Origin of the sequence: Telmatospirillum siberiense (assembly GCF_002845745.1) — a bacterium.
Taxonomy (GTDB): Bacteria; Pseudomonadota; Alphaproteobacteria; order Rhodospirillales; family Magnetospirillaceae; genus Telmatospirillum; species Telmatospirillum siberiense.
Genome location: NZ_PIUM01000003.1, coordinates 149799 through 173168, shown reverse-complemented (window position 1 = coordinate 173168; position 23370 = coordinate 149799). Strand labels below are relative to the sequence as shown.

Genomic DNA, 23370 nt, shown 5'->3' with positions numbered 1-23370 from the left:
TTTGACGCAAATTTGGCTCCAGAATTGTTTTAATGTGAACGGCGGTTTCGAAGTGATGCCCGCTTCGAATAAAAAATAATTAATCGTGGATTCTAAACGCAAGGTCTGATGTAGTCCCTGTTCGCCTCCCACAGTTCGTCCAGGATCTCCGCCGCCGCCGTCGCCGAATTGATCACCGGGTCGATCAGCAGGGCCTGCAGGGCCAGTTCCTTCGAGGCGTGGATGGCGGCCTCGACGGCCAATTGCTGGACGCCGGCCTGTATCGACAGCAGGTTGGCGATGGGCTGGGGCAACGGCCCCAGGGAGATGGGGTGGATGCCGGCGGCGTCGGCCATGACGGGGACCTCCACCGCCACGTCGGCCGGCAGGTTGGGGATCACTCCCTGATTGCGCACGATGCCGGCTTCGATGAAACGCTTCCGGTTGTGCAGGATCGCTTCGATGACGGCGACCGCGCGCTCGCCCCAGGACGGCGTCAGCCAATCCTCGGGGATGGTCCGGCTGCCGTCGATGACGCCGTCCATCAGATCCTTCAGGATACCGCGTCCGCGTTCGTCCTCGGTGAAATCGAAACCATGTTCGCCGGCTTCCCAGCCATAGGGCAGGAATTCGCCGGTATGGTCGTCGCTGCAGCTCGGCCACAGGCCGAAGGCGCGGAATAGTTTGCGGACCAGGGGCGTGAAGGACGGATCGTGGGTCTTTTCCCTCTCGCGCAGCAGTGGATAAAGGTCCCGGCCGCTTTGGCGGTCGCGGAGGTGCATCACCCACTGGAAATGGTTCAGTCCCGCCCCCCACAGATCGACGTCGGCTTCCGTCATCCCCAGGATCTGGCAGATGAACCAGCGGGCCAGGAACAGGCCGTGGCACAGGCCCAGCGGCCTCACCCGGCTGTATCGGCTCAATCCCAGGACGATGCGGCTTTCGGGATTGGACAGATTGATGAACAGGGCGTCCGGGCACAACGCCTCGACATCGCGGGCGATGTCGAAGATCAGCGGCATGGTGCGGAGCGTGAAGAACAGTCCGCCCGGTCCGCCATTTTCGCCCAGGGTGTGGCGGATGCCGTGCTTTTTGGGAACCTCGAAATCCAGCTTCCACAGGCGGTTGCGCTCGATGGCCACGGAATTGACGACGAAGCCCGCCCCGTCGAGGGCGCTCCGGCGATCGGTGGTCCGTTCGATGATGATGCCCGCTCCGCCGCGCCTGTTCAGCGCCTCGGCCAGATCGCCCGACCGGCGCAGGGCCTCGGCATTGGTGTCGACCAGCGTCAAGGTGCTGCCGGCCAGGTCCCTGGAGGTGAACAGGTCGCGGTACATGCTGAGGCTGAAAGCCGCGCTGCCGGCGCCGATGAAGACGATCTTGGTGACGTTGGGCATGGCGGGTCCTCCTTACGATTTGATGGCCGGCATTGATCCCGCCGCCGCGATGAGGCATGCTCCGGCCTTTCATCGAATGGGCGGTCATGAGCGGCAAAAGAGTATATCTCTACGACAGCACCTTGCGCGACGGGGCGCAGACTCAGGGCGTGGATTTCAGCACTGCCGACAAGACCGCCATCGCCCATGAACTGGACCGCCTGGGCATCGATTATATCGAAGGCGGCTGGCCGGGGGCCAATCCCACCGACGACGCCTTTTTCGCCGAGGCGCCGGTCCTGACCCGGGCCAGGCTGACCGCCTTCGGCATGACGCGCCGCGCCGGCCGCTCGGCGGCGAACGATCCGGGATTGCAGGCCCTGCTGGTGCCTTCGGCCAGGGTCGTCACCATGGTCGGCAAGACCTGGGATTTCCAGGTATCCGTGGCGCTCGGCATCACCTTGCCGGAAAATTTGAAAATGATCGCCGATTCGGTGGCGCATATCCGCCCCCGCGTGGACGAGGTGATCTTCGACGCCGAACATTTCTTCGATGGCTACAAGGCCAATCCGGATTACGCGCTGTCCTGCGTCCGGACGGCCTATGAGGCCGGCGTCCGCTGGGTGGTGTTGTGCGACACCAACGGCGGCATTCTGCCCCACGAGGTCGAGGCGATCGTCGAGGCCGTTACCCTGGTCGTGCCGGGCAGCCATCTCGGTATTCATTGCCACAACGATTCCGACAATGCCGTGGCCAATTCCCTGGCCGCCGTGCGGGCCGGGGTCCGGCAGGTGCAGGGAACCCTGAACGGTCTCGGCGAACGTTGCGGCAACGCCAATCTGGTTTCCATCATTCCCAATCTGATTCTCAAGATGGGATTCGAGACCGGTGTCTCGGCCAGCGATCTCACCACGCTGACCCATGTCTCCCGCGCGCTCGACGAGCGTCTGAACCGGGCACCCGACCGTCATGCCCCTTACGTCGGAGAATCTGCTTTCGCCCACAAGGGCGGCCTGCATGTCTCGGCGGTGGAGAAGGATCCCCGCTGCTACGAGCACATCGCTCCCGAACTGGTCGGCAACCGCCGCCATATCGTGGTTTCCGATCAGGCCGGCCGCTCCAACATCCTGGCCCGTTTCCGCGAGATCGGTTTCGACATCGACCCCGACGACGCCAAGATCGGCGGCCTGATCGAGGAGGTGAAGCGGCGCGAGTACAACGGCTATGCCTATGACGGGGCCGAGGCCAGCTTCGAGCTGCTGGCCCGCCGGGTGCTGGAGGGGTTGCCCGAACGCTTCCGCGTGCACAGTTTCCGCGTCATCGACGAGCGCCGCTGGAACAGCCGGAACGAACTGATCACCTTGTCCGAGGCGACCATCAAGGTCGAGGTGGACGGTGAAAGCCTGATGACGGTGGCCGAGGGGAATGGCCCGGTCAGCGCCCTGGATGCGGCGCTGCGCAAGGTTCTGATCCCGGTTTTTCCGCAACTGGCCGATCTGCGGCTGGTCGACTACAAGGTGCGCATCCTGGATCCCAAGGCGGCCACCGCCGCGGTGACCCGGGTGATGATCGAAAGCGCCGACGGCCATGGCGAGCGTTGGGCGACGGTCGGCGTTTCCGCCAACGTCATCGACGCCTCCTTCAACGCCTTGCATGACAGCATCACTTATAAACTGCTGCGCGACGGCGCCCGGCAGGGATGAAAAGATGAAATTGACAGAGGTTCAGCCGACGGCCGAGAAGCCGGCGGTCATTCTGGTACGCCCGCAACTGGCCGAGAATGTCGGCACCACCACCCGGGCCATGTTGAATTGCGGCCTGACCGAGTTGCGCCTGGTGGCGCCCAGGGAAAATTGGTTGGACGAACGGGCCATCGCCGCGTCCTCGGGCGCCGATGCCCTTTTGCGCGCGGCACGGCGGTTCGACACTACCGCCGAGGCGATCGCCGATCTGCACCGCGTCTATGCCACGACGGGGCGCAACCGGTTCATGGTCAAGCCGGTGGTCACGCCGCGCCAGGCCGCGCAGGAACTGCGCGGGCATATCGCGGAGGGCTTGCGGTGCGGCGTGCTGTTCGGTCCGGAACGCACCGGACTGGAAAACGACGATGTCGCGCTGGCCGACACGGTGATCACCGTGCCGCTCAATCCGGATTATTGCTCCCTCAACCTCGCCCAATCGGTGCTGGTGATCGCCTATGAATGGTTCCAGGCCGGCTCTCCGGCCGAGCCGAAGGGCATGACCAAGGGGGCGACGCCGGTGGCGTTGAAGGAGGATCTGGTCGGCGTCTTCGAGCATCTGGAACGCGAGCTCGACGATTGCGGTTTCTTCCGCGTCGCCGAAAAACGGCCGGTGATGGTGCGCAATATCCGCAATATGCTGGGTCGCGCCGACCTGACCCAGCAGGAAGTGCGAACGCTGCACGGCATCATCCACGAACTGGTGACGTGGCGCGGAAAAAAGGGCGAGGAACAGTCATCATGAGCGTGCCGCCGATCCAGCCACCCAAGTTCGACGCTTATTTCCAGCAATGTTTCGAACAATTGCTGGTCTGGCGCCGCGATGTCCGGCATTTCCGGCGCGATCCCGTGGACGGGGCGCTGATCGAGCGTCTGATCGCCATGGCCTGTCTGGCGCCGTCGGTCGGCAACAGTCAGCCCTGGCGTTTCGTCCGGGTGACCGAGGCGGAGCGGCGGGTGGCGGTGCGCGCCGACTTCGCCGCCTGCAATTCCGAAGCGCTTTACAATTACCATGGCGAACGGGCGAAACTTTACGCCAGCCTCAAACTGGCCGGTCTGGACGATGCCCCGGAGCATCTGGCGGTGTTTTGCGATCACGGGGCGGAGACCGGACACGGGCTGGGCAGCCGGACCATGCCGGAAACCAAGAATTTCTCGGTGGTGGCCGCCGTCTATACGCTGTGGCTGGCCGCGCGGATCCACGGGCTCGGCGTCGGCTGGGTCTCCATTCTGGATCCCGAGCGGATCAGGGCCATTCTCGACGTTCCCGCCGAGTGGTCGCTGGTCGCCTATCTGTGCATCGGCAAGCCGGTCGAGGAAAGCGACGAGCCGGAATTGGTGCGTCTCGGTTGGCAGGAGCGCGAAGCCTTCGAGAAGGTGATGTTCAGGCGCTAGGGGTAAAATAGTGGCACCGGCCTCCGTGCCCATAAGCGCTAGCTTAACCCTCGCCCGCTTTGCGGGAGAGGGTGGCCGCTCTAGCGGCCGGGTGAGGGGGGCTTAGCGTCTGCGCGACATAAAGACCTGTTTGTTTCCGCACGCTTTTTCCGCGCTCCCGCGCGTAAGTCCCCTCACCCAGCTCGCTTCGCTCGTCCCCTCTCCCGCAAAGCGGGCGAGGGGATATTTTTCTTAATCCGAGCGCTTATGGGCCTCCGTGCCGGTGTTCCGGCGAAAGGCGGACCCTTTCCGGCTCCCGCCGGAACACCGGCACGGAGGCCGGTGCCACCGAAGGATTGCTTGGTCCTTGGTTAAACCGCCCGGGGGTGAACGCCCCGGCAGGTTTCCTTGGCCGCCAATTCCCGGGCGGTGGCCGCCAGGGCCCGGCCGGCATCCTCCATCTGGGTGATGGCCATGTCCATCATCGATGCCGCCAGGGGGGCCTGATCGTGAAGCGCCCGGCGCCACCGGCGGAGTTCCGCGACATGCCGGTCGTTGTGTTCGATCCAGTGGGGAAGAAGAACCTTCAATTTGTCTGCGACGCCGGGTTCGTTCATCGCGCACCTCTCGTCCTTTTTTGTTTTTTTCCACGCCGGGGCGGCGGCCAAGCGGTTTCCCGGCGGCCGTCGGCGACGGCCAGCGGGGGGATTCCAACCCACGGTTTAACCCAGAGTAGCACTCTCGTCCGTTCGGGGTGCGTTATTCAGGCGGGCTTTGTTCGTTTTTCTTTGACTCCTCGCCCGCAGTTTGCATAATCCGCCCCTTCTTCCGAGAATGCGGGCCGGTAGCCAATCCGTTCCCCGCCCCGATGCCTTGCGGCGATCTTCGGGGACTATCGGGACAACAATGATGGACATGATCGAACCATGAGCAAGCGTATCGAAGCCAAATTCAAGATCAACCGCCGTCTCGGCGTCAATCTGTGGGGCCGTTCCAAGAGCCCGCTCAACAAGGGTCACGAGAACCCTCCCGGCCAGCATGGCCAGCGCCGCAAGAAGCCGTCCGACTTCGGCACCCAGCTGATGGCCAAGCAGAAGCTGAAGGGCTATTACGGCAACATCGGCGAGAAGCAGTTCCGCAAGCTCTATGACGAGGCCGTGCGCCGCCGTGGCGACACCTCGGAGAACCTGATCGAACTGCTGGAGCGTCGCCTGGACGCCGTCGTCTATCGCATGAAATTCGCGCCCACCCCCTTCGCCGCCCGGCAGATCGTCAATCACGGGCATGTGCGGGTCAATGGCAAGAAGGTCAACATCGCCTCCTACCAGATCAAGGACAACGACATCGTCTCGGTGCGTGAAAAGTCCCGGGACATGGCTTTGATCCTTGAGGCCGCCCAGTCCGGCGAGCGCGATATTCCCGAATATCTGAACGTCGACCACAAAGAGATGAAGGGGACTTTCGTCCGCGCCCCCAAGCTGGCCGATGTGCCTTATCCGGTGCAGATGGAACCCAATCTGGTGATCGAGTTCTACTCCCGCTGATCCTCTTCCCGGAGGTCAGGACCAAACGAAAAGCCCGGCGGGTCTCCCGCCGGGCTTTTTGCTGGTTTAAGGCGACAGACCCCGGGATCTGTGGACAATTGGCGATTGGCCGGATGTCGTTCGTCCTCTTGATCGTTCCGGTACGCTCCGGCTTTTGATGAACCACCAAGACACCAAGTCACCAAGGCGTCTTTCGGATCCACCGACGGCGGCCAATCCGCGCCGCAGGCATTCGCCCGACAGCCGATGACGGGACGGGAAAATGCCAGTGGCACACTCCGCCACCTTGGTGTCTTGGTGCCTTGGTGGTTCTTCAAAATATCAGGGGGTTCCTTTCATGCCATTGGGGAACCAGAGGCAACGAGAGTAGCCTCAAGGCGCCCCCCATCAAGGGGCATGACCACAATTCAATGGGTTGGAGCCCTAGTAAATCATCGATTCGATGGCGAGCAGGTCGTCGTCGAGATCGCGGGCCTTTCTCCGCCCGATCAGCCTGGAGGCAGCGACGTCGGCAGACGCATAGGCCTCCTGCGAGGCGAATTGAGTGGCCGAGATGCTGCGATGGGCGGCCCGGACGGCGATTTCGACCGCCGACGGGATCATCTCGTCGCCCACATAACGGACCGACTCCTCGACCTCCTGGACGGCCGCCAACGAAATTTTACGTCCCTGGTCGCGAATGGTCTGGGTGACGGCGGTTACCGCCCGTTCGGTCAATCGTTCGGCGACGCCGTCGATCATCGCGGATAAATCCATTTGCGCGACGGCTTCCGCCGCCGATCTGGCCACCACCGTCGTCATTTTTTCGATGATCATTTCGACGGCTGCCCTTGCTGCGATTTCCGTCGCCATTCGGACGGCTTTTCGCATTCCGGCCTCGGTCGCCAGCTTGGCCCCGGCGGCGGTTCGCCGGGTGGCTTTCGCCGAGACCTTCGCGGTGATTTCAGTGGCGGCTTTGGTGACGATTTGGGCTGACGTCCGGGCGGATGTTTCCGCCGCTATGTGAGTTGCTACGCGCATTGACGTCATATCGTCATCTCCCCCCAGCAAGATCGATGGATACAAGAAGGAGAGCCTAGCATCGATCAAATCAACTTGTCGATATGGTGCTTGGAGTTGTTTTAAAAAGTAATTTTTCTAGGTGCTCTTGGGTTTATTTTCATATTTATGCATAAACAGTCAATTTTATACTATATATAGATGTCTTTCGACTGGTTCTCTTCGGCTTGACACATAATATGGTATGTTTTGATTCGGTGGGGACTGGCCTGCGGAGGGCGTGCGGCTTTGTAAGCTCCAAACGAATCGCCCCGGGCACAATATCTTTGGCCCGGGGCGAGGGATGGTGCCGTTCCGGCGAGGCGATCGCCGGCAGACCGGTTGTTTAGGACAGAAGGCCTTTGTCCTTGAGCAGGGTGGACAATTCGCCCGAGGCCGCCATTTCACGGACGATGTCACAGCCGCCGACGAATTCGCCCTTGACGTAGAGCTGCGGAATGGTTGGCCAATTGGTGAACTGTTTGACGCCTTCGCGGAGGCTGGGATCGACGAGGATGTCGATGCCTTTGAACTTCACGCCGATGTCGCTCAGGATCTGCACGACGGCGGCGGAAAAACCGCATTGGGGGAACATCGGGGTTCCCTTCATATAGAGCACGACGGGATTTTCATCGAGGTCCTGCTGGATACGATCGAAGACTGGATTTCCGCTCATGTCAGGTCAATTCCTTGGGATGGGTATTTAGAAACGAATGCATCTGCCTTGGCCATATGGCGCCGCTTCCGCCGCTTGTCAACGGTTGGCGGCGCCTCCAATGGGAAGGGTGTAGAGCGCCAGACCGGCCCAGATGAAGGCGAAGGTCACGGCGTGAATGCGGGTGAAGGTTTCTCCGAACGCGAGGACGGCGACGGCCATCTGAATGGTCGGATTGAGATATTGCAGCACCCCGAGCGTCGAAAACTTCAAACGACGGGCTCCGTAGGCGAAGAGCACCAGGGGGACGGCGGTGAGCGGTCCGGCGAAGGCGAGAAGCAGGGTAATCGGGGCGGGGCCGGAGAAGAAGGCGCCGCCGTCGGGGCGCAGCGCCAGATAGGCCAGGCAGAAGGGGGTCAGGAGCAGCGTTTCGACGGCAAGGCCCACGAGGGCGTCGACCGCGACGACCTTGCGCAGCAGGGCGTAGCCGACGAACGACAGGGGAAAGGCGATGACCAGCCAGGGGATCTTGCCGATGCCGGAGGCGAGGACGGCGACGCCGGCGCAGACTAAGGCGATGGCCATGCCTTGCCGGCGGTTCAAGCGTTCCTTCAAGACGACCGCGCCGAGGAAGACCGCACACAGGGGATAGAGGAAATTGCCGAGGCTGCTGTCCAACGTATGGCCGTTGCTCACCGCCCAGATGAAACAGGCCCAATTGAAGGAAATGCACAAGGCGGATGCGGCGAGCCCTCCCAAGCGCCTGGGATCGAGGAAAACCTGTGCGAGTTCCTTGCCCTTGCCGCTGGAAAACACCAGGGCGAGGGTCAGCAACGCGCTCCAACTGATCCGATGGGCGAGGACCTCAAGGGGGGGGACGGCTGAAAGAATCTTGAAATAGAGCGGAAAGAGGCCCCAGGCCGTATAGGCGATGGCGGCCGCCAAGCCGCCTTTCCGGCTTTCGGTCCAGGGATGGGCTAGAATGTCGGCGCATCCTCCGGGGCCGCCGTCTGCAGGGCGAGGGCGTGCAGATCTCCGCCCATCTTGCCGCGCAGGGCCGCATAGACCATCTGATGCTGCTGGACGCGGCTTTTGCCACGGAATGCGGGGGAGACCACCAGCGCGGCGTAATGGTCGCCATCACCGCGCAGATCCTCGATGGTGACCTCCGCGTCGGGCAGGCCGTCCTTGATCAGAGCGGTGATTTCAGCGGCGTCCATGGCCATGGTGGTCATCCCCTTCGCAAATGTCGCGTTACGCTTCCCCGCCGCTCTCCGCCGTCGCCGCCATGAAGTCCGGCAGCCAGGCCTCGTTCAGCCGTTTCAGCTCTGCAACGGAGATGGCGCCCGAGCCGTTCAGAGTCAAGTCTCCGCCACCGGTCGTTCCGATGACGCGGGCGGAAATCTCGGCGCGCTGGGCGGCCTCCAGAATGGCGGCCACCAGGGAGGAGGGGGCCGTCAACACGTAGCGGCCCTGGTCTTCGCCAAAGCACCAGGCGTGCAGCGGCACGCCTTGCGGCGCGGTGACGGTGGCGCCGATCCCGGAGGCCATGGCCATCTCGGCGACGGCCACCAGAAGCCCGCCATCCGACACATCATGAACGGCGGTAACCTCGCCTTCGCCGATCAGCCGGCGGACGAATTCGCCTTCCCGCTTTTCACGGTGCAGGGCCACCGGCGGCGGAGCGCCATCCTCGCGGCCGCACAGTTCGCGCAGATAGAGCGAGGAGCCCAGCCATCCCTTGGTCTCGCCGAGGACGAAAATGCTCTCACCGGCTTCCTTGAAGGGTAGCGAGGCGATCTTCGCCACATCCTCGATCAGGCCGACGGCGCCGATGGCGGGGGTCGGCAGAATGGCCACGCCATTGGTCTCGTTGTAGAGCGAGACATTGCCCGAAACGACCGGGAAATCCAGGGAACGGCAGGCCTCGCCCATGCCTTGGATGGCTTCGACGATCTGGCCCATGATCTCCGGTTTTTCGGGGTTGCCGAAATTCAGATTGTCGGTGACGGCGAGCGGCCGGGCGCCGACCGCCGACAGATTGCGATAGGCTTCGGCCACCGCTTGGCGTCCCCCCTCGCGCGGGTCGGCCAGGCAGTAGCGCGGCGTGCAGTCGGTGACCAGCGCCAGTGCCTTTTTCGTGCCATGCACGCGCACCACTCCGGCGTCGCCGCCCGGCCGCTGCACGGTGTCGTTCATCACCATGTGGTCGTATTGCTCGTAGATCCAGCGCTTGGAAGCCAGATCGGGGCTTGAAAGCAGAACCTTGAGGGCGTCGATCGGCGGATGGGCCGGGACGCTCGCCGGATCGAGAACCGGGCGTTTGGTCCCCGGCACCCAGGGCCGGTCATATTCGGGGCTGGCCTTGGCCAGCGGGTCGATCGGCAGGTCCGCGACCACCTCGCCATGATGTTTCAGCACCATGCGCCCGTTGTCGGTCAAATGGCCGATGACGGCGAAATCCAGCTCCCATTTCTCGAAGATGGCCCGCGCCTTGCCCTCAAGTCCGGGTTTGAGGACCATCAGCATGCGCTCCTGGCTTTCGGAGAGCATGATCTCGTAGGGCGTCATCCCGACTTCGCGGATCGGCACGGCGTCGAGATCCATCTCGATGCCGAGCCCACCCTTCGATGCCATCTCGAAGGAAGAGGAGGTAAGGCCGGCGGCGCCCATGTCCTGGATGGCGACGATCGAATCGGTGGCCATCAGTTCCAGGCAGGCTTCGATCAGCAGTTTTTCGGTGAAGGGGTCGCCGACCTGGACGGTGGGACGCTTTTCTTCCGAATCCTCGGAGAATTCGGCCGAGGCCATGGTGGCCCCATGGATGCCGTCGCGCCCGGTCTTCGATCCGACATAGACCACCGGATTGCCGATGCCGGCAGCCGCGGAATAGAAAATGCGGTCGGTCTGGGCCAGGCCCACGGTCATCGCATTGACCAGGATATTGCCGTTGTAGGAGGCGTGGAAATTGGTCTCTCCGCCCACCGTCGGGACGCCCACGCAATTGCCGTAGCCGCCGACGCCGGCAACCACGCCCGACACCAGATGCCGGGTCTTCGGATGGCTGGGATCGCCGAAGCGGAGCGCGTTCAGATTGGCGATGGGCCGGGCACCCATGGTGAAGACGTCGCGCAGAATTCCGCCGACGCCGGTAGCCGCGCCCTGATAGGGCTCGATGAAGCTCGGATGATTGTGGCTTTCCATCTTGAAGATGGCGGCCTGTCCGTCGCCGATGTCGATGACGCCGGCGTTCTCGCCGGGACCGCAGATCACCCAGGGGGCCGTGGTCGGCAGCGTCTTCAGCCACTTCTTCGAGCTTTTATAGGAACAGTGCTCGGACCACATCACCGAGAAAATGCCGAGTTCGGTGATGTTGGGGTCGCGTCCCATGATATCTTGCACCTGCCGATATTCATCGTCGGTCAGGCCGTGGGCTTTGATCACATCCGGTGTGATGGGCGATAGGGTGCTGCTGCTCACGACAATGCCTCCACCAGGCCTTCGAACATCGGTTTTCCGTCGGTACCGCCCAACAGGTCTTCGGCCAGGCGTTCGGGGTGCGGCATCAGGCCCAGCACCCGCCGGTTCTCGTTGAAGATGCCGGCGATGTTGCGGGCCGCGCCGTTGGGGTTGGCGTCCAGGCTCGCTCCGCCGCCCTGCGTCACATAGCGGAAGGCGACGCGTCCCTCGCCCTCCAGGCGATCGAGGGTGGCGGTGTCGGCGAAATAGTTTCCCTCGGCATGGGCGATGGGGAGCCGCACGACGGAGCCGGTTTCATATTTCCGGGTGAAGGGGCTGTCCGACGTTTCGACGCGCAGAAAAACGTCCTTGCAGATGAATTTCAGTCCGGCGTTGCGGATCAGCGCCCCCGGGAGCAAGCCGGTTTCGGTCAGGATCTGAAAGCCGTTGCAGATGCCCAGCACCGGTGTGCCGCTCTCCGCCTTGGCTTTGACCTCCCGCATGATCGGCGAATGCGCCGCCATGGCCCCGCAGCGCAGATAGTCTCCGTAGGAGAACCCGCCCGGCACCACCACCAGATCGACCGGGGGCAGTTCGGTGTCGCGGTGCCAGACCATGATGGGGGGATGATTCATTGCGGCTTCAAGGGCCACCGCGACATCGCGGTCGCAGTTGGAGCCGGGGAAGACGATGACGGCGGCTTTCAAGGACTTCATCCTTCCGATGAGGAGGTGAGGGGCATTGTTTAATACGATAGCTCGAATCTTGCCAGGGGGATTGAGTGTTGTGGAAGTGTCGAATCTTCTCTTCAATCCCGCAAGCGGCGGACGGATGTCCGCCGCCCGGCGTCTGAGGGGCAAGAATTTAAACCAGGGCAAGCGGGTTCACCCGATTGCCCTGCTGCGGACGGGGCCCGCGCAATGCGCCGGCCCGGCAATCATCACATTTGTACCGAAGGCGATTGCGGAGGCGCGCTTCCTTCCCTAAAGTCACCAGCCATCATTTAAATCAGCCTGAGGACGTAATGCGTCTGTCCGCCTATTTCCTGCCGACCCTTAAAGAGAACCCCACCGAAGCCCAGATCGTGTCGCATCGGCTGATGCTGCGCGCGGGCATGATTCGCCAGACGGCGGCCGGCATCTACACATGGCTGCCGCTGGGCTGGCGCGTGTTGCAGAAGGTCGAGCAGATCGTCCGCGAGGAACAGGATCGCGCCGGCGCGCAGGAATTGCTGATGCCGACCATCCAGGCCGCCGAGCTGTGGAAGGAATCGGGGCGTTACGACGACTACGGCAAGGAGATGCTGCGCATCACCGACCGCCATGATCGCGAGATGCTTTTCGGTCCGACCAACGAAGAAATGATCACCGCCATCTTCCGCGACAATGTGAAGAGCTATCGCGAGCTGCCGAAGATCCTTTACCATATTCAATGGAAGTTCCGCGACGAGGTGCGTCCGCGTTTCGGCGTCATGCGCGGCCGCGAATTCCTGATGAAGGATGCTTATTCCTTCGATCTCGATCCGGCCGCGGCGCGCCGTTCCTATAATCGGATGTTCATCGCCTATATGAAGACCTTCGCCCGCATGGGCCTGAAGGCGATTCCGATGCGAGCCGATACCGGCCCGATCGGCGGCGATCTCTCCCACGAATTCCATATCCTGGCCGAGACCGGCGAGAGCGCGGTGTTCGTTCACCGGGACTTCATCGAAAGCGACTGGCAGAACCGCGACGTCGATTACGATGGCGACCTCCAGCCGCTGGTCGACGAACTGACCGGAAAATACGCGGTGACCGAGGAGAAGCACGATCCGGCCGCCGCCGCGGCCCTGGGCGATGCCCTGGTCAGCGCGCGCGGCATCGAGGTCGGCCATATCTTCAATTTCGGCACCAAATATTCCAAGGCGATGAACGCCGTGGTGGTCGGTCCCGGCGGCGAGCCGGTTACCGTCGAAATGGGGTCCTACGGTGTCGGCGTCTCGCGTCTGGTCGGTGCGCTGATCGAGGCCTTCCACGACGACGCCGGCATCATCTGGCCGGAGGCGGTGGCGCCGTTCAAGGTGGGGCTGATCAATCTCAAGAAGAACGAGCCGCACTGTGACGCGGCCTGCGAAACCCTCTACAGGGCCCTGGGCGGCGAGGTGCTCTACGATGATCGTGACGAGCGGGCCGGCGTGAAGTTCGCCGACATGGATCTGATCGGTCTGCCCTGGCAGATCATCGTCGGTCCCAAGGGCATCGCCCGGGGCATCGTCGAGCTGAAGAGCCGCAAGACCGGCGAGCGGCAGGAACTTCCCCTGGAGGCGGTGATCGAGCGTTTCCGTGCGTAAGGGCCATTCGTCATGATTTTCGGCGCATTCGAACGGATGGTGGCGGCGCGTTATCTGCGCGCCCGTCGCCGCGAGGGTTTCATCTCGATCATCGCCTGGTTTTCCCTGTTGGGCATCGCGCTGGGCGTCGCCACGCTGATCATCGTGATGTCGGTGATGAACGGTTTCCGTGCCGAATTGATGGGGCGGATCCTCGGTCTCAACGGGCATGTCGGGGTTTACGCGCCGGTCGGCGGGATGACCGGCTTCGACGATCTGGCCGCGAAGATTCGTGAAATTCCCGGGGTTACCGCCGTCACGCCGATGATCGAGGGACAGGTGATGGTCACCTCGCCGGCCGGAGGCGCCGCCGGCGCCCTGGTTCGGGGCGTGCGCCCCGCCGATCTTCTGGCGAAGGGCGCCGTCATCAACGGTATCCGATCGGGCGATCCGAAGGCTTTCGGGGGCGACAATGCGGTGATCATCGGCACCCGGCTGGCGGAAAAACTGGGCCTTAATGTCGGTGACGCCATTACCGTGATCTCGCCGAAAGGCAATGTGACGGCCTTTGGAACCGTGCCCCGCCTCAGGGCCTACAAGATCGTCGCCACCTTTAACGTCGGCATGTACGAATATGATTCGAGTTTCGTCTTCATGCCCCTGGAGGCGGCCCAGATCTATTTCATGCAGCCCGATCGGGTCAGCGACCTGCAGGTGATGCTCAACAACCCCGATCAGGTGCGCGATGTGGTCGACGTCATCGGCAACGTTACCGGCGGGCGCCTGCGCGTCTATGACTGGCAGCAGGCCAACGCCGGATTTTTCAACGCCATCCAGGTCGAACGGAACGTGATGTTCCTGATCCTGACGCTGATCATTCTGGTGGCCGCCTTCAACATCATTTCCAGCCTGATCATGCTGGTCAAGGACAAGGGCCGTGACATCGCCATCCTGCGAACCATGGGGGCGACGCGCGGAATGATCATGCGCATCTTTTTCATTTCCGGCGCCAGCGTCGGCGTCATCGGGACCTTGGGCGGCGTCGCCCTGGGGTTGGCTTTCGCCCTCAATATCGAGAAAATCCGGCAATTTCTGCAAACCTTGACCGGCCGCGAGCTGTTTTCGGCGGAAATCTATTTTTTGAGCCAACTGCCGGCCAAGGTTGATTTCGCCGAAGTCCTGACCGTGGTGGGGATGGCGCTCCTTCTATCTTTTGCCGCCACCATCTATCCCTCCTGGCGGGCGGCCCGGCTCGATCCGGTGGAGGCGTTGCGTTATGAGTGAGCCCGTCCTCGCTCTCCAGGGGCTGACCCGCAGTTTCCGCCAGGGGCGTGACGCGTTGAAGGTCCTCGACGATGCCGGCCTGGTTTTGGGGGCCGGCGAAATCATCGCCCTGGTCGGGCCGTCGGGCGCCGGAAAATCGACCCTGTTGCAGATCGCCGGCCTGCTGGAATATCCGGATGCCGGCGAGGTTCGCATCGACGGCGAGGATTGCGGCAAGTTGTCTGACGACCGGCGTACGGCCATCCGCCGGCGGAAGGTGGGCTTCGTTTATCAATACCACCATCTGTTGCCGGAGTTCTCGGCCCTGGAGAACATCGTGCTGCCGCAGATGATCGCCGGAACGCCGCGCGCCAAGGCGGCCGTACGCGGGCGGGAACTGCTCGACCGCATGGGGCTTCTGCCCCGTGCCGACCATCGCCCCGGTCAATTGTCGGGGGGCGAGCAGCAGCGTGTCGCCATCGCCCGCGCCCTGGCCAACGCGCCCAGTCTGCTGCTGGCCGACGAACCCACCGGCAATCTCGACCCGAATACCGCCGAGATCGTTTTCGACGAGCTGCTGCGTCTGGTCCGCGGCGCCGGTCTCGGCGCCCTTATCGCCACGCACAATCCGGAACTGGCGCGGCGGATGGATCGCATGGTGACCCTGCGCGCCGGCCGCATCGAAACCGCCTGAGGGGTGGCTTTAATCAGCATCATCGTCATCTTCCCGCTTTCGCGGGAATGACGATGATGCTGATTTAACGTTTTCTGCTCTAAAAATCCGGAATTACCTCCGCTTCGGCATTTCGCAGGGACGCTTCCGCCACTTTCACCGGCTCGGCGAAGGAAAAGATCTTCCGCAGGTTTTGCAGCCGAATGATTTGTCCGCGGGATAATTCCGTATGGGCCGGGAAAATCACATGGCCGTTGGCGAGGCGGATATCGGAAAGGATCAGATGGCCTGCGCGTAGCGAGGCCAAGGGAAGCTCCACGAGCGCCGGGGCCTGTCCCGAGGCCAGGGCTTTCAGACAGCTTCTTACCCTGATGAGCAGCGCCGGATCATATTGGGCTTTGCGTTTGTCGAGACTGGCGAGGACTTCCGCGGTCAGCGGGCCTCCATCGGCGGCGACGGCCAGATCCTTGAGAATTTTCAGAATGCGCGCGTCGAGGGGAATGGCGTCGCCCTTCGGGCCGTCCGACGGAAAGCCGCTGCCGTCATAGCCGCGGTCCTGCAAGAGGACGATTTCAGCCACTTTCGACAAGCGGGGAATGTTTCTCAGGAGATCGCGGGCGATTTCCGGGGCCCTCTCGATGATCGATTCCTCCACTTCGCTCAAGACACCCCGCTGGCGCTTCTTGGTGACCAGGTCGGGGGGCAGCGCGACATGGCCGATGGCCACCAGGGAGGCGGCCACCTCCAACTGCCAGCGCTGTGGCATGTTGAAGTTCTTTTGCAGCGTGCGAATCCACTCCCGCAGCCGAGTGGCCAGTCCATAGGCGATCGGATCATTGAGGGACATCAGGTCGGTCAGCATCTTGATGCTTCCCGTGACCGTCTTTTCCAGCAGTTCCCGTTCGGCGATGACCAGGCGGTATTGGTCTCTGGCCGCTTCGAGCCCGTCGCCCAGTTGGTCGAGTGGATAGGGTTTGGTGTAGAAGCGGAAAATCTGTCCGCGATTGATCGAATCGATGGCGGTTTGCTGGTCGGCATTGCCGGTCAGCATCAGGCGGACCGTATCGGGAGAAAGCTCGCGGATACGCTCCAACGTCTCGATACCGTCGATTCCCGGCATGCGCATGTCGCAGATGACCACCGCGAAAGGTGTGTGCTGGTCGAGAGAATCCTGCACCGCGGCGATGGCGTCCTTGCCGTTCTGCGCCGTCGTAATGTCGAAACGGTCACCCAATTGGCGGCGAAACGCCGAGAGCAGGTGATGATCGTCATCAACCACGAGGATGGGTTCGTTCATCATTTCGCCTCTCCATTGGTGCGGGTCGAAAGTTCCTGCCAGATGGCGATACGATCGAGTTTCCGGCAGGATTGCAGGTAATCGGCATCAGGTTTTGCGACGTCGCGCACTCCCGGTGCCAGCCAGGGCAGGGGGGGGCCGAGCGCGCGCGCCGCGTGCAAGGCGGTCAGCAGCGGGTTTTCCCGGTCTCCGCTGGTTTTCGGGCGTCCCGACAGGGCGATGGCCTCGACGACCGTTTCGGAAAATCCCCAGAGCCCTAGCAGATAGGCCCCCATCAGTGTATGGCTTGCCCCGAAGGCCTCTTGTTCGAGATCCTCAAGGGGCGTCTCCGGACCGGTTTTCGCCATCAGGGCGCGGTAGGGTTCGGTGTGGGCGTCGAGCAGTATCAGCATGCCGAGACAGCTCAGCATGCCCGCGCAATAGGCCATTTTGGCCGTCGGCGGATCGGCTCCCTCCGTTTCGGCGATCGCCTCGCATAGCCGGGCCAACCTGAGACTGTGACTGTTCAGGCTCGCCATCATGGAGTTCGTGCGCGGATCGGCGGCGCCGAACTGCCGGAAGATGCCGATGCGCAGGACAAGGGCCTGCACCGTTTCCAGGCCAAGGGTACGGACCGCCTGCAAGGGCGTGGTGATCCTGGCGCCGACGGAAAAAAAGGCGGAGTTCGTCAATTTCAGAAGTTCGGCGGTCATGGCGATATCCTGGGCGACGATATCGGCCACCGCGCGGATCGAGGAATTGGGCGAACGCAGTTCCTCGGCGATCTTTACATAGGGTTCCGGCAAGCTGGGCAGATTGGTGATGCCGCCCAGCGCCTTGTGCAATCCCTCGGACGTCATGATCCGGCGCAAAGTCAAGGGGCGGGCGATGGCCGCGGCCAGAGTCTGGGAATCGCAGGGCTTGGCGAGATAGGCGTGGGCCGGTCCCACGGTGCGCAGGACCGAACTCGCGTCGGCATAACCTGAGAGGATGATGCGGACCGTCTCCGGATGCCGTTGGCGGACGATTTCCAGAAGCTGGGCGCCGTCCATTTCCGGCATGCGCATGTCGGAGACGATGACATCGGCGGGATGTTCCGTCATCAGGGCGACGGCCTCTTCTCCGCTGGCGCAGAAGGTCATCTCCCAATCGTGGGGGGCGCCGCTCATGGCCCGTCGCAAGCCGTTGAGGACGTGTGGTTCGTCATCGACGAAAATGATCCGGATCGTTTCGCTCATTCCGTCTCGTCCTCCGGCTGCGGATCCTCCCCGCCGATCGGCAGGGAAACGACGAATTCGGCGCCGCCTTCGGCCCTGTTGACGACGCTGATGGTGCCGCCATGTTTGGCGACCACCACATCGCGGCAGATGGCCAGTCCCTGGCCGGTGCCCTTTCCCACCTCCTTGGTGGTGAAGAAGGGATCGAAAATCTTGTCGCGGATGTTCTCCGGGATGCCCGTGCCGTTGTCCGCCACGCGAATTTCGATGTGGTCTTCGGTATGGCTGGTGCTGATGGTGATGCGGCCGGGCAGCGGTTTGCCCGAAGCCTCGATGGCATGGGCCGCGTTGACGATGAGATTGAGAAAGACCTGATTCATCTCACCGGCATGGCAAACCACCATGGGCAGTGACGAATCGAGATTTCGTTCGATCTCGGCCGCATGTTTCCATTCGTTACGCGAGACGATCATGGTGCTCTCCAGAGCCTTGTTGATGTCCGTCGTCGTCTTCGTGCTGGTTCCGGGGTGGGAAAATTCCTTCATCGACAACACGATGCGGGCGATCTGGGCCACGCCTTCCAGGGATTCCCGGATGGCGTCCTGAGTCTCGGCCGTCAGGGAAGGGATCTTCGCGGAAGAGAAGGTCTTGTCGAAACGTGATGCGGCGTCCGCGGCGTCGTTATTGTTGCGGACTTGTTCGGCGAGTTCCCTGCCCGTTTCGGCAAGGTCGGCGAATTTGGCAAAGGATTTTCCCACATAGCGCAGATTGTCGCCGACATATTGAACCGGAGTATTGATCTCGTGGGCGATTCCGGCGGCCAGTTGGCCGACGCTGGCCATGCGGGAGGATTGGATGGCTTCGCGTTGCGCCTGCTTCAGGGCTTCGATGTCCCGGAAGGATATGATGGCGGCATGCTTTCCTTCGGCGTAAGGCAGAAGTGAACAGGCATAAGCGACCGAGAGACCGTGTCCGGAACTGGTGACGAACTGGGCGTCGTCGTCACGGAGCATGATGTTTTCGGAGATCACCTTCTGCCAGGGTGAGCCTTCGAAGGCAATGTCCCGGCTCCGTTCGCGCAGGTGGAAGATTTCGTCCAGGGGGTAGCCCTCGATGTCACCCTCCGCCGTTTCCCACTGCAGGAGGCGCAAAGCCGAGGGATTGGCGAAAATGACATGGCCGTTGCGGTCGACGCCGATCACGCCTTCGAAGAGACTGTCGGTGATCCGTTTGTGCCGTTCGCGCGATGCCCGCAAGGCTTCCTCAAATCGGCGGCGGACCTCCATTTCCTGTGTCAGTTCGGCTGTCCGCTCGGCCACCTGGCGTTCCAGTTCGTGCTGCTGCTCCGCCAGGCTGCGTTCATATTGGATGCGCAATGTCGCGTCGCGGAACAACATGACCGCACCGACATGCGAACTGCCTTCCATGATCGGAGCCACGAGATAATCGACGGGCAGGGAGCTGCCATCGGGGCGGAAGAAGGTGTCGGCTCCGACTTGCCGCGAAGTCCCCTCGCGGCAGGCGGTGATGATCGGCGTGTTTTCGATCTGGCAGAGGAGGGAGCCGTTTTCCGGGGGCAGGACCAGGGTATCGAACGGGCGGCCGTTCATGGCGTCGGGATCTATGCCGAGAATCGTTCCCGCCGTTCGATTGGCGAAGGTTACGCTGCCCAGACGGTCGAGGCCGACGATGCCTTCGCCGGCCGAATCGAGGATCAGTTCATAGCGCCGCCTCAGATCCTCCAGTTCCTCCTCCCGGCGTTTGAGATCGGTAATGTCCGTGCGCACGCCGATGGTGCCGCCGTCGCTGGTCCGGTATTCCCGATTTTGAATCCATCGGCCATTGCTCATATGAACGACGGCGGGCGTGCCCGACGCTTCGCGATGCTGCTTGAGACGGTCCTTTTTCCATTCGGTGAAGGAAAGGCCGTCGGTATCGAAAATCTGAGATTGGCCGCCGGCGTCGAGAAGCCTTTCATAGGTCATGCCTGGAACGGGGGGCATGTTCGGCTTGCCGAAGACCCGCTTATATTCCTTGTTGCAGATGACCAGTTGATCCTCCGCGTCGAAAACGGCGATGGCGTCGACGACGCTCTCAATGGCATCGGCCATCTGCTGATAGGCGAGATTGGCCCGGCGTTCGGCCAGCATTTCCCGCGTGATGTCGGCGCCGATTCCGCGATATCCCAGGAACAGGCCTTCGTCTCCGAAGATGGGGATGCCGCTCAGGCGGATAAATTTCGAATCCCTGGCTTCGCCTTCCGGGCCGACATGAAAGATCAGGTCGCGGAAAGGTTTGCGTTCCGCCACATCGCGCCGGTGCGCCTTGGCGATTTCCTCGTGATCGTCGAGGCCCAGGTCGAAATAACTGAGACCGACGACTTCGGCGGCCTTGACGCCCAGGATGACGCCGATGCGTTCCGAGACGAAAGTGAGTTGGTAGTCGGCGTCGGTTTCCCAGAACCAGTCCGAGGCCGAGCCGGCGAGATCGCGGAACCGCCGCTCGCTGTCCCGGAGATCCCGTTCTATTTTCTTGCGATCGGTGATATCGCGCAGAAAGGCGACATAACGGATCCGTTCGTCCTCGGACGCTTCTCCGACGGTCAATTCCGCCGAGAAAACTTCTCCATTCTTGCGTTTCGCGGTTATTTCCCGAGGGCGTTCAGCCAGTTTCTGGGCGGTTTTAGGCAGAAGATGCTCCAGGTGGAGAGCCATGCGCGGAGCATCCTCATCCGTCATCAGGAGGCTGATCTCCCGGCCCAGAACCTCTTCGGCGGCATAACCGAATGTCTGTTCCGCCGCCTTGTTGAAGGTTTCGACGCGTCCCCGCTCGTCGACGATGATGATGGCTTCGCCGACGGTGCCGACGATGACATTGAACCGGGATTCGGCTTCCTGGCGGATCCGTTCGTTCAGGTTTCCGATTTCCTTCAACGCCGCGGCGCGCTCTTCCGCCGTTCGTAACAGAGCCCGCTCCCTGCCGGTACCGATCAGAACGGAGGCACTGATCAGACTCGTGAAGAGAATGCCGGCCAAGAGCACGTACCAGGCCATGTTTTCCCGATATTGCACGAAAAAGGCCTCGGTGGGCGCTATCTGCAATAGCCAGTGGCGTTCTCCGACGTGGAGCGGCTTCTGCGCGACGAGAGCGACGGTGTTATGGAGGAGGCCGAAGGAGGGAAGCCGATAAGGGGCCGGCTGGCTTTCGCTATTGGTCCCGAGGATACTTGGGCTGTCCGGTCCGGCCTCGTCGTCGAGGAGCCAATAATTCACGCGCGACGTTTCGATATTGCCGAAGGCGTTGGCGATCAGATCCGAGGCCCGGAAGACGCCGAACGCAACTCCCCGGAGGGCTTCGCGTCGTTCCTCCACCGTTTCAGTGGGAGAGCCGTTGCGATAGACTGGCAGGAAAGCCAGAATTCCATCGCTTCCGGTGACCAGGGCAATTCGTTCGGTGAAAACCAGGTTTCCGGTATCCCTGGCCTTTTCCAGCGCGGCGCGCCGACTGGGATTGGAGACGAGATCAAATCCTATCGCCGCTTTGTTCTGAGCCTCGGGGACGGTGAAGGTGACGGGAAAATATTCGGTCCGCCGGGGCGCCGGGATCCACTTGCCATCGGCCATTTGTTTGATGGCGACGGTATCGGCGCGGCCGTTGGCGCCCGTTTCGTATCGTTCGCGTTCGTCTTCGGCGATCCGTGGTGCCCAATTCAGCGCCTGAATACCGGGCACGCGCTGGCGGATCAGCAGGGTGAAGTCGGTAAATGCGCTTCGGTCGAGTTGGGGATTGACGGCGGCCAATCCCTGGGCCGACGCCACCGCATCGGCATAAAGGGAGACGCTTTTTTCCAAACCTCCCGTCAAATTCCTGGCCAGGTCATCCAGGTCCTGCCGATAGCTTTCCCGTTCGCGAATGGTGGCATATCCCACCAACAGGAGAGTGGCCGTGAAGGCTATCCCGAGACTGAGGCTGATGGGCCTCCGCCTGCCCATCCAATGGGTGCACTCCGGGCTGCGCCAGGCGAGGATGAGAGGGGTGAACAGCACGACGCCCAGCGTGCCGCCCGCCCAACTGCTCAAGGCATGAAAAACCAACCCTTCCTTGACCGCCGCATCGCCTATCATGAGCGGTAGGCAGGCCACCGTCGTGCCGGCCAATGCCGCGACGGCGCCGCCCAGTCCGAAAAAAGCGAGAACGTTTTTCTCGGTGTCGAGGGCATTGGGAAAATGGCCGAACCGCCTTACCAGAAATGCGCCCAGATAGCCTTGCAGCAATATCGCTCCCGCATCGGCCAGGAGTGTCCCCTGAAAACCGATGGAGGACCTTTCGGGCCCGAGGGTCGGCGAGGTGCAAAGATCGAGGAGGATGGAGCCCAGCGCGATACCGGGCCAGGCTTTCCGGCCAAAGAGCAGGGCGCCGGCCAGGGCGATGCCCGACGGCGGCCATATCAGGGGCGCATCCGTCGGCAATGCGGTCAAGGCGTGTCCGAGATAACCCGTGACGACGAAAAGAGCGGCGATCATCAGGCTGTCGCCGAACCAGGAGTCCCATGCCGATCTTCGCGCCTTATCGACGGAAACAGCGGATTTTGAAGTGCATACTTCGGCCATGGCGAGGTCCAAGCCGTTGAAACGCTATGCTGTGGGCGGCGACCTCCACCTTGGTTTTGGGATGGGGAAGGCCGATATTTTATTCAACCTTAGATACCATAAGAGCCATTGGAGAAACCGTGTATCCCTATTTGGGGACTTCGTGCCTTTCGGGTGAGGGAAAAGTCGATCATTCTGGGGTATGATGAATCGTTGGGAGTGCCTGTGGGTATCGCTTTTCGCGCCGCGCGGGCCGCAGCGGTGAGTTGCTGCGGGATTTCCGGCGTTTCGAATAGTCTTTTATCAGGTTTGGCCCAGGCTTGACCGGAGGGCGAAGGGGGGCCGTTTGAGTCTGTCTGCGAGGCTGCCGCTCAAAGATTTAAGGCCATTCCGCTCGGGTGGCGTTCCCTCGTCCAGCCGGTGGGTATTGATCATCGGTTGTGTATTCATTGCCCTGTTGCTTGGGGTGGCCGGTTCCATCATCTATATCCAGCGCCAGCAAGCCATTGAGGAATGGCGGGTCAATATGCTGAACCTGTCGCATCTGATGGCGGAACACGCCGAACAGACTGTCAGGGCGGCCGATCTGGTGCTGAAGTCTGTGTCCGATCGCCTGGCCGGTCTTGGTGTCGAGGACGACGCCGGGTTGCGCAAGGTGTTGGCCACTCGTTCCAGCTACGACATGCTGCGGGACAGCATCAGCGGCGTGCCGCAGATCGATGTGTTGTCGATCGCCGCCGCCAATGGCGATCTGATCAATTTCACACGCTTCTTTCCGCCTCCCTCCGTCAATTTCACCGACCGGGATTACTTCCATGTGCTGACCTCCGAACCGGAGCGTCTAGTTTATTTGAGTAGTGCAGTTAAAAATAAAGTAACA

At 62.1% G+C, this 23370-nt stretch carries 19 protein-coding genes; 7 read left to right on the top strand and 12 right to left on the bottom strand.

Going from position 1 to position 23370, the window contains the following annotated elements; translation table 11 throughout:
* Positions 1-92: 92 nt before the first annotated feature.
* Positions 93-1376, bottom strand: coding sequence for a family 4 glycosyl hydrolase (locus CWS72_RS04440; RefSeq protein ID WP_101249358.1), 1284 nt, complete (start codon positions 1374-1376; stop codon positions 93-95).
* 86 nt (positions 1377-1462) lie between these two features.
* On the opposite strand from CWS72_RS04440, the gene cimA reads away from it, so the two are divergent.
* From cimA to bluB, 3 genes are read left to right on the top strand one after another with little or no spacing between them, the layout of a single operon-like run.
* On the top strand, positions 1463-3058 hold the full coding sequence (gene cimA / locus CWS72_RS04435) for a citramalate synthase (RefSeq protein WP_101249486.1): 1596 nt from the start codon (positions 1463-1465) through the stop codon (positions 3056-3058).
* A 4-nt stretch (positions 3059-3062) separates the two neighbouring features.
* A complete protein-coding gene (locus tag CWS72_RS04430) occupies positions 3063-3839 on the top strand; it encodes an RNA methyltransferase (protein WP_101249357.1) in 777 nt (258 codons plus the stop codon).
* Positions 3836-4489, top strand: coding sequence for a 5,6-dimethylbenzimidazole synthase (gene bluB, locus CWS72_RS04425; protein WP_101249356.1), 654 nt, complete (start codon positions 3836-3838; stop codon positions 4487-4489). Before CWS72_RS04430 ends, bluB begins: the two co-directional genes overlap by 4 nt.
* Before the next feature lie 350 nt (positions 4490-4839).
* Here the strand turns inward: bluB and CWS72_RS04420 are convergent, their stop codons facing one another.
* Positions 4840-5085, bottom strand: coding sequence for a DUF8180 domain-containing protein (locus tag CWS72_RS04420; protein ID WP_101249355.1), 246 nt, complete (start codon positions 5083-5085; stop codon positions 4840-4842).
* 309 nt (positions 5086-5394) lie between these two features.
* Here CWS72_RS04420 and rpsD point away from each other — a divergent pair, with 309 nt between their 5' ends.
* Positions 5395-6012 carry a 30S ribosomal protein S4 gene (gene rpsD, locus CWS72_RS04415; protein ID WP_101249354.1) on the top strand — a complete coding sequence of 206 codons (618 nt, stop codon included), beginning with the start codon at positions 5395-5397 and terminating at the stop codon, positions 6010-6012.
* Positions 6013-6435: 423 nt separating this feature from the next.
* Here the strand turns inward: rpsD and CWS72_RS04410 are convergent, their stop codons facing one another.
* From CWS72_RS04410 to purQ, 6 genes are all read right to left on the bottom strand, one after another.
* Positions 6436-7032 carry a hypothetical protein gene (locus tag CWS72_RS04410; protein ID WP_146002617.1) on the bottom strand — a complete coding sequence of 199 codons (597 nt, stop codon included), beginning with the start codon at positions 7030-7032 and terminating at the stop codon, positions 6436-6438.
* A 364-nt stretch (positions 7033-7396) separates the two neighbouring features.
* Entirely contained in the window at positions 7397-7726 is a 330-nt protein-coding gene (grxD, locus tag CWS72_RS04400) for a Grx4 family monothiol glutaredoxin (RefSeq protein WP_101249351.1), read from the bottom strand.
* A gap of 78 nt (positions 7727-7804) precedes the next feature.
* Positions 7805-8650 carry an EamA family transporter RarD gene (gene rarD / locus CWS72_RS04395; RefSeq protein ID WP_199175541.1) on the bottom strand — a complete coding sequence of 282 codons (846 nt, stop codon included), beginning with the start codon at positions 8648-8650 and terminating at the stop codon, positions 7805-7807.
* 32 nt (positions 8651-8682) lie between these two features.
* On the bottom strand, positions 8683-8931 hold the full coding sequence (locus CWS72_RS04390) for a BolA family protein (protein WP_101249485.1): 249 nt from the start codon (positions 8929-8931) through the stop codon (positions 8683-8685).
* Between the two features lie 28 nt (positions 8932-8959).
* Positions 8960-11191, bottom strand: coding sequence for a phosphoribosylformylglycinamidine synthase subunit PurL (purL, locus tag CWS72_RS04385; RefSeq protein ID WP_101249349.1), 2232 nt, complete (start codon positions 11189-11191; stop codon positions 8960-8962).
* Positions 11182-11871, bottom strand: coding sequence for a phosphoribosylformylglycinamidine synthase subunit PurQ (gene purQ, locus CWS72_RS04380; protein WP_101249484.1), 690 nt, complete (start codon positions 11869-11871; stop codon positions 11182-11184). Before purQ ends, purL begins: the two co-directional genes overlap by 10 nt.
* Before the next feature lie 317 nt (positions 11872-12188).
* On the opposite strand from purQ, the gene proS reads away from it, so the two are divergent.
* Genes proS through CWS72_RS04365 form a run of 3 tightly spaced genes read left to right on the top strand, consistent with a single transcriptional unit; the run spans position 12189 to position 15429 of the window.
* On the top strand, positions 12189-13493 hold the full coding sequence (gene proS / locus CWS72_RS04375) for a proline--tRNA ligase (RefSeq protein ID WP_101249348.1): 1305 nt from the start codon (positions 12189-12191) through the stop codon (positions 13491-13493).
* A 12-nt stretch (positions 13494-13505) separates the two neighbouring features.
* A complete protein-coding gene (locus tag CWS72_RS04370; RefSeq protein ID WP_101249347.1) occupies positions 13506-14756 on the top strand; it encodes a lipoprotein-releasing ABC transporter permease subunit in 1251 nt (416 codons plus the stop codon).
* Positions 14749-15429, top strand: a complete 681-nt coding sequence (locus CWS72_RS04365) for an ABC transporter ATP-binding protein (protein ID WP_101249346.1) — start codon at positions 14749-14751, stop codon at positions 15427-15429. The genes CWS72_RS04370 and CWS72_RS04365 overlap by 8 nt, the downstream gene beginning before the upstream one ends.
* A gap of 79 nt (positions 15430-15508) precedes the next feature.
* On the opposite strand, the gene CWS72_RS04360 is transcribed toward CWS72_RS04365, so the two are convergent.
* The 4 genes from CWS72_RS04360 to CWS72_RS27665 form a co-directional block, all read right to left on the bottom strand.
* The gene (locus CWS72_RS04360) at positions 15509-16708 is read right to left on the bottom strand and encodes an HD domain-containing phosphohydrolase (protein ID WP_241911572.1); all 1200 of its coding nucleotides are present in this window, start codon (positions 16706-16708) and stop codon (positions 15509-15511) included.
* Positions 16705-17922 carry a response regulator gene (locus CWS72_RS04355; protein WP_101249345.1) on the bottom strand — a complete coding sequence of 406 codons (1218 nt, stop codon included), beginning with the start codon at positions 17920-17922 and terminating at the stop codon, positions 16705-16707. Before CWS72_RS04355 ends, CWS72_RS04360 begins: the two co-directional genes overlap by 4 nt.
* On the bottom strand, positions 17919-22511 hold the full coding sequence (locus CWS72_RS04350) for a PAS domain S-box protein (protein WP_101249344.1): 4593 nt from the start codon (positions 22509-22511) through the stop codon (positions 17919-17921). The genes CWS72_RS04355 and CWS72_RS04350 overlap by 4 nt, the downstream gene beginning before the upstream one ends.
* A gap of 358 nt (positions 22512-22869) precedes the next feature.
* Complete coding sequence (locus CWS72_RS27665) at positions 22870-23307, bottom strand: hypothetical protein (protein WP_158240507.1); 438 nt, start codon at positions 23305-23307, stop codon at positions 22870-22872.
* Positions 23308-23370: the final 63 nt, after the last annotated feature.